1 protein-coding gene is annotated in these 630 nt (G+C 52.2%); it reads left to right on the plus strand.

The window, feature by feature from the left end; all coding sequences use genetic code 11:
• Positions 1-605, plus strand: a 605-nt coding sequence (locus tag QP971_RS11285) for an IS30 family transposase (RefSeq protein WP_284811939.1), incomplete at its 5' end; no start/stop codon positions are given.
• Positions 606-630: the final 25 nt, after the last annotated feature.

Raw genomic sequence — 630 nt, forward strand, 5'->3', positions numbered from 1 at the left:
AGGAAGTCGCTGCTGCACTGCGTCGCGGTCACGCCCAACGTCGACCTCGTGGCACGCGCAGTGCCCGCAGGCGGTTTGTTGACCCTATGGTGATGATTTCCGACCGGCCAGCAGAAGTAGATGACCGAGCAGTACCAGGTCATTGGGAAGGCGACCTCATTTTAGGCGCGAGTAATAAGTCTGCAATTGGCACGCTAGTAGAGCGAACCACGCGCTATGTCATCTTGCTGCATTTACCTAATGGGCATAGTGCTACCGAAGTAAATGAAGCACTTACTAAAGCGATTGCTACCTTGCCAGATCATCTCAAAGGATCACTTACCTGGGATCAGGGAAGTGAAATGGCCTGCCATAAGGCCTTTTCTGTAGCTACAAATTGTCCCGTGTTCTTCTGCGATCCTGGTTCGCCGTGGCAGCGAGGCACCAATGAAAACACCAATGGACTACTAAGGCAGTACTTCCCTAAAGGAACAGACCTAAGCGTCCATAGTGCAGCGGACCTAGAATTCGTCGCCATGCAACTCAACCGCCGCCCCCGCAAAACCCTGGGCTTTCAAACACCAGCCGAGAAAATGGCCGCACTGATAAACTCAACCGAAACATAAGAAGTGTTTCCACGACCACTAGAAT

Origin of the sequence: Corynebacterium marquesiae (assembly GCF_030229635.1) — a bacterium.
In the GTDB taxonomy this organism is placed as follows: Bacteria; Actinomycetota; Actinomycetes; order Mycobacteriales; family Mycobacteriaceae; genus Corynebacterium; species Corynebacterium marquesiae.